General features: G+C 39.5%; 4 protein-coding genes and 1 pseudogene. 4 read left to right on the forward strand and 1 reads right to left on the reverse strand.

Annotated features, from left to right (window positions below; translation table 11 throughout):
• Positions 1-166: 166 nt before the first annotated feature.
• Positions 167-1,609, reverse strand: a complete 1,443-nt coding sequence (locus RTL34_RS11430) for an esterase-like activity of phytase family protein (RefSeq protein WP_312117028.1) — start codon at positions 1,607-1,609, stop codon at positions 167-169.
• A gap of 324 nt (positions 1,610-1,933) precedes the next feature.
• On the opposite strand from RTL34_RS11430, the gene RTL34_RS11435 reads away from it, so the two are divergent.
• The 4 genes and pseudogenes from RTL34_RS11435 to RTL34_RS11450 all read left to right on the forward strand — a co-directional run.
• Positions 1,934-2,782 (forward strand): ParA family protein, encoded by an 849-nt coding sequence (locus RTL34_RS11435; protein WP_227716884.1) that lies wholly within the window; start codon positions 1,934-1,936, stop codon positions 2,780-2,782.
• Positions 2,772-3,701: a ParB/RepB/Spo0J family partition protein gene (locus RTL34_RS11440; RefSeq protein ID WP_312117031.1), complete on the forward strand. Its 930-nt coding sequence runs from the start codon at positions 2,772-2,774 to the stop codon at positions 3,699-3,701. Before RTL34_RS11435 ends, RTL34_RS11440 begins: the two co-directional genes overlap by 11 nt.
• A 112-nt stretch (positions 3,702-3,813) precedes the next feature.
• On the forward strand, positions 3,814-4,797 hold the full coding sequence (locus tag RTL34_RS11445) for a PDDEXK nuclease domain-containing protein (RefSeq protein WP_312117033.1): 984 nt from the start codon (positions 3,814-3,816) through the stop codon (positions 4,795-4,797).
• Between the two features lie 329 nt (positions 4,798-5,126).
• A pseudogene (locus RTL34_RS11450) lies at positions 5,127-5,612 on the forward strand (DEAD/DEAH box helicase family protein); the annotation flags it as partial.
• Positions 5,613-5,664: the final 52 nt, after the last annotated feature.

Consider the following 5,664-nt stretch of genomic DNA (forward strand, 5'->3'; position numbering starts at 1 on the left):
CCTACCCATAAAGATAAGGATATTGATGAGCTCCTGCCTCATGTTTGGAAAATGCTATAGGGGTTGGTCGGATGCTTACTACTGACCCTTATTTATAAAAGTCACATAAATTAAACAGGATAAAGTAAGAGCCAAATATATAGCTCTCACTTTATGATTTATAACGTTAAGGACGATAAATATACAGGCGGTCACTATCAACATCAGTATTAGCTTTGTCGACATATTTTTGGGTGATATAGTCTTTATTATATTTATCCTGTGGCATAATCCCAAAGTCATCATCATTGATTAAACCCAATGCCCCATTCGGGAATAACATCAAACCTTCTAACTTATCGTGCGGATAATTAAGTTTAGTGACAGCATTTAGATATTCTGTTTTGCTAACAGGGTTAATGCCATTGTTTTTTAGGGTTGTCCAATCATCCGCATTTAGCGTTAACTGTTCAAGGGTTTTACCACCAATTAATAGCCCCAGTTTGTCATCTTGGGTGATGCTGCCATTGTTAGTGATGCTTTCAATATTAGTGCCATTTCTTAGATCGACTTTAAAGACTTTTTTGACCGCATTGGCATTGTCTTTAGGGAAGTCACCATCACGTTCAATCACATAAAAGGTATCTTTATCAATTGCCACAATACCGGAGTTTGAGTCAGCTTCGGTTTGTTGATAGATAAATTGTTCAATCTGTCCTGTCGCTAAGTTAATACGTACTAAGCGAGTTAAATTAGATTTTTTAGTATCTTTGTTAGGGTTATATAAGGCTGATTGCATGATACCGACTAAATACTGCTGATCAGGCGTAATAGTTAAGCCTTCCATACCACGATTGGCACGGCGATTCTTAAATTCGCCAGGCAACGTGATGACTTTATTATTGATGGTAACAGTACTAGCACCTTCCCCACTACTAAAGGCATTGATGCGACCAATTTCTTTACCGGTTGCATCATAATGTACAATGTGCGGGCCGTATTCATCGCTGACCCAAAACGTGCCGTCTTTCATCACTGCTAGGCCTTCTGCATCAATGCCATACGCATCAGTTTTAGTAGAATTGGTGGTTGCACTATACGGCTTAGTTTGATCTGCCAACATCAGCGTACCGTAAGCATTGTCAGTATTGTTCTGAATATAAGCCACTTCTTTGGTCGCGCCATTGATAGGATTAGGAAGTCCTGTGGTTTTAGTAATACCATCTGGACGTTTTAATTCAATAATTTTAACTAGACTAATTTTGCCATCTGAGTTGATTTGGAACAGACCGACATTTGGGGTGTAATTTGGAATAGGGAAAGCTTTGCCTTCGCCTTTTTCAATATTAGGATCACCGTGTACAACATCTGAGTTTGGACCGCGGTCAGTAAGTGCATAAAATTGGGTTGGGTCATTAGGGTTGACGAAACCATCAGAACCATAGCCGCCTTGATAGATTGTCACATTTTTACCATCGGCGTCTTTGGTAGACATTAAGGCTTTAGTAGGTAAGGCTGCACCATTTTTGAAGTTGTTTAAGACAGTTTGTAGCGTTGGTTTTTCAACAATACTTTGATTGTTACTATCATTGTCGTTGTTGCAGGCGGTAAGCGTCAATGGTGCCATCATGCATAGGCTTTTAATAAGAAGTTTTAATTTGGCGTTTTTCATACTATCCTCAAAATTTAGAATTCGAATTTTGTAGAATAGTTGAGGATAGTGACAGCCTGATGACATGTTAAACTCAATGGTTATGGTTATGGTTATGGTTATGTATATGTAAAATGTTATAGCCTAACATAGGTCAAATATGCCCGATAGCTTACCAATTCATCTTTTTAATTTTTCAATTAGCATCTCAACTATCTACACTTTTTTATGTAAGCAAAGTCCTAATACTGTTGATTATAAGCTATAATACCATGCACACTTTTTAATGGTATCGTACACAAAATGATAAAAAAGCAGACTAAAATTATCGCTGTTGCCAATCACAAAGGTGGCTGTGGTAAGACCACTACAGTGGTCAACCTGGCAGCAGAACTGGCAAAGCTTGAACTATCTGTCCTAGTCATTGACCTTGACCCTCAAGCTAATGCAAGTCTACATATTGGCAAAGACCACCCTAGCGAAGTCAGCGTCACCATCGCTGAACTATTACTATCGGAAGCTGAAAAACTTCCTCTAGCTATTCATGAGGATACTAATATAGAGGGGGTATCACTTATCTATGGATCATTAGCGCTAGGTGCTGCAGAAGATAAATTGAAAGAAGAAGCGCCACGTCCTTCAGAGGAATTAAGAGACAAAATATCTCCGTTAATAGGTTTATATGATGTTATTCTTATTGACTGTCCACCTAGTTTGAAACTATTGACCAGTAATGCCTTAGCTGCGGCAACCGATTTAATTATACCGATTGAATCGGGTTCTCAGTACGGAATGTATGGCGTAACTGATTTGGTTAAACACCTTCAAAAAATTTATCGTATTAACCCTAAACTTAATTTATTAGGCGCATTGCTGATACGCCATGATGAACGCCAAACGGTTTGCAAGCTCATCGAAAGTTCAGCCAGAGAGCAGCTTGGAAAACTGATTCCTATTAAAATTCCTACTAGTACCAAAATTAATCAGGCTGCTATGGCCCAAACCAGTATCCAAAGAATTGACCGTACCTCCAAGGTCGCTCGTGAATTTAGAAAATTTGCATTATGGGTGGTGAATGAATTAAATCTACCCATTCATAAAGATAATCAAGAAGATTTAGTCATTGGAAATAATGAGGCTGATGATGAGTAAAGATATCAAAGCATTGTTAGCCCAGAAGTTAGCTGAGAACAGCGCAAAGCATCTTAATGCAAATCAGTCAGCTCATTTAGAGTTGGGCAATGAACTAAAAAAGTTACCGCTAAATAAAGTACGTCCTAACCGTTTTCAGCCCCGTACTGTATTTGATGAAAAAGAAATTGCTAGTTTGGCTGAATCTATTAAAGAGATGGGGCTTTTACAGCCGGTTACAGTTCGAGAGATCGATGAAGGAAACTACGAGCTAATCGCTGGTGAACGCCGATTTAAAGCGCATGAGTTACTGGGCAAAACTCATATCGATGCAATTGTGACCCAAGCAGATGATAGTGAAATTGCCATTTTAGCATTAGCAGAAAATGCGAGTCGAGAAGATCTTTGCGATTTTGAAATTGGTAAAGCACTGCGTAGTATCGAATCGTTATTTCCAAATAAGTCTCGTTTAGCAGAAGCCGTTGGTATTGATCGCAAAGAGATGTATCGATATTTCGCTTACCGCGATTTACCAGCAAGTTTTTTAAAAAAGGTTGAACGCAATCCTAAATTGCTCTCTCGCTCGGCAGCCTATGATATCAAGCAAGTTATTAATGAACTACAACTATCAGAACAACAAACAACAGAAATCTTATCCCATGTCTGGGATATGTTAGAGCTTGGTAAGCTCGAACAAGGAAAAATTGCAGAATTTATTAGGCAACAAAGCTTAAAGTTAAGCCAAGATATTTTAACACCCGCTATTGCTGCACCTTTAGATATAAAACCAATCATTTCTAATGGTAAACCGATTGGAAAATTTCATCACAAAGGCAAAAAGTATTTGGTCGAAATCAATGCCAAAGACTTAGACCAACAACAACGCACTGAGATTGAGCAATTTATCGAAATGTTAATGACAAAAAATGTGTCATCTTAAACTTTCTATCCAAAAAAGAAAAACTGTGGCAATTTGCCACACTTTTTAACTAATCATGAAAAATCGAAACTGTGGCAATTTGCCACACTTTCCAAACAAGAGAAAATTATCAATGTCTTTAACCGAGCAAACCAGCGAACAGAGCTACCAAGACTGGCTCAATCAGCTCAAAACACAGATTCGCTCATCTCAACAACGAGCTATACTTGCGGTTAATCAAGAACTGGTGCTGTTATATTGGCAAATCGGACAAAACATCCTACAACGTCAAGACCAACAAGGTTGGGGTGCAAAAGTTATTGACAGACTATCCAAAGACCTATCCACCGAATTCCCAGAAATCAAAGGTTTTTCTACTCGCAACCTAAAATATATGCGTAAGTTTGCCGAAGCATGGCAAGATAAGCAAATAGTGCAGCAGGCTGTTGCACTATTACCATGGGGTCATAATCTTGTACTATTGGATAAATTTTCTCACAATGAAACAAGACTATGGTACGCCCAAAAAGCCATTGAACATGGTTGGTCACGCAATGTCTTAGTCCATCAAATAGAAAGCGGTCTGCTAGAACGCACAGGACAAGCCGTCAATAATTTTTCGCAGACATTGCCAGAGATACATTCAGATTTGGCGACCCAAACTTTCAAAGATCCTTATATTTTTGACTTTCTCAGCTTAGGCGAAGCCTATCATGAACGAGAATTAGAAACCGCTTTAACCCAGCATATTATGGCATTTTTACTCGAGTTAGGGACAGGTTTTGCGTTTGTTGGCAAACAGCGGCATATTGAAGTTGGTGGTGACGACTTTTATATCGATTTGCTTTTCTATCATCTGCAACTTCGCTGTTACGTTGTCATCGAATTAAAAACTGGCGATTTTAAACCTGAGCATATCGGGCAACTCAATTTCTACGTGACTGCAGTCGATAGGCAACTCAAAACCCAACATGACACACCAACAATAGGCTTGTTACTTTGTAAAAGTCGTAACGAAGTCGTGGTTGAATATGCACTCAATCAAAACCCCCAGCCGATTGGCGTTGCAGTTTATCAATTAGAAAAAATGTTGAATGAGTTAGAATTAGACAAATAAAACTGTGGCAAATTGCCACACTTTCCCAAAACTTAAAAAACAGAAACGGATGTTCCTATGAGCGAAATCTACGAATCTGACATCGAACAAATAGCTATCGAACAACTCCAAGACATCGGCTATCGCCACGTTTAAGGCGTCGATATCGAACCCTACGGCATAAAACCGCTACGAGCCTATAGCCAAGTTTTGCTCCAAGACAATGTCCTGCAAGCTATCGCTACCATCAACCCACAACTTACCCCAGAACAATGACTTGAAGCCTATTAGCGTATCAGCCAAAATAACCAACTCACCACACCCAATAATGTCAGCAATAATTTAGCCTTATGTCAATGGTGTTCTACACAGGCAAAATCGTGCTTGCCATGAATAACCCAACCGTGGTTATATTGACCGACCGTAACGACTTAGACGACTAGCTTTTTACTACATTCTCGGCATCGGTTGAATTGCTTAGGCAATCTCCAAAACAAGCCGGAGATCGAGAGCAGCTCAAAGAACTACTTAAAGTCAATTCTGGCGGTTTCATTTTTACCACCATTCAAAAATTCCAGCCAGAAGACGGTAGCAATGTCTATGACACGCTGTCCGAACGCCATAATATCATCGTCATCGCCGACGAAGCGCACCGCTCGCAATATGGCTTTGCCGCCAAAGAAGTCGATGTCAAAAACGATGCTGGCGACGTGACGGGCAAACGCACGGTTTATGGTTTTGCCAAATATTTGCGTGATGCCTTGCCCAATGCCACTTATCTAGGCTTTACAGGCACACCGATTGAAAAAAACGATATCAACACCCCAGCGGTGTTTAGAACCTGTTCACGATTAAAAAATATGCTAGGATAAGCTACATAATCAATTA

Origin of the sequence: Moraxella sp. CTOTU47915, assembly GCF_031986685.1 — a bacterium.
GTDB lineage: Bacteria > Pseudomonadota > Gammaproteobacteria > Pseudomonadales > Moraxellaceae > Faucicola > Faucicola tetraodonis.

Bases quoted from the DNA above. Each gene is read 5' to 3' on its own strand.
- RTL34_RS11430 (WP_312117028.1), bottom strand. From the start codon at position 1,609: ATGATGGCACCATTGACGCTTACCGCCTGCAACAACGACAATGATAGT.
- RTL34_RS11435 (WP_227716884.1), top strand. From the start codon at position 1,934: ATGATAAAAAAGCAGACTAAAATTATCGCTGTTGCCAATCACAAAGGT.
- RTL34_RS11440 (WP_312117031.1), top strand. From the start codon at position 2,772: ATGATGAGTAAAGATATCAAAGCATTGTTAGCCCAGAAGTTAGCTGAG.
- RTL34_RS11445 (WP_312117033.1), top strand. From the start codon at position 3,814: ATGTCTTTAACCGAGCAAACCAGCGAACAGAGCTACCAAGACTGGCTC.